1 protein-coding gene is annotated in these 449 nt (G+C 57.5%); it reads right to left on the bottom strand.

Translation table 11 applies throughout. The features are described 5' to 3' along the window. On the bottom strand, positions 1-449 hold a 449-nt coding region (locus I6F36_RS38740), incomplete at both ends, for a type VI secretion system baseplate subunit TssG (RefSeq protein ID WP_225173267.1).

Here is a 449-nt window from a genome sequence, read left to right as displayed (position 1 = left end):
ATGGAACAACGCTTCCGGTTCCCTTCGGTGGCTCGACCCATGTCGTCCAGCCTAACTCTCCTTGACCGAGCGTCCATTCCGGCGTCTGCCCGGGCGCAAGTTCTAGCTGGAGATCCCATACCAAAGGTTCGCGCAGAACCAGGTTGATGAGACGGCAAAGGATCATATGGGTCCCGCAACCGGGGAGCAGTGATCGAAACTCCTGCTGGTCGACTGGGCCAAGGCAAAGCCGAAACGTGCCCATGACGTCCGGCATGGTTTGGCCAGCAAGAGTGTCAACGCCGAGCTCAAGATCAGGATGCCCTAATCGCCACTGCGACTCCGGTGGAATGTCGATCTCGCGCCAAACGAATTCCTCGACTCGGGCTGAAATTTTCAAATGACCAGAAATAACGCCGGCCAAAAGCTGAGCAGATCTGCTGCACAGTGCAAGGACACCGGCGTAAGGC

Source organism: Bradyrhizobium sp. BRP19, assembly GCF_020194195.1.
GTDB classification, from domain to species: Bacteria; Pseudomonadota; Alphaproteobacteria; order Rhizobiales; family Xanthobacteraceae; genus Bradyrhizobium; species Bradyrhizobium yuanmingense.
Note: the sequence above shows the minus strand (reverse complement) of the source record. Positions and strands in the feature narration are given on the sequence as shown.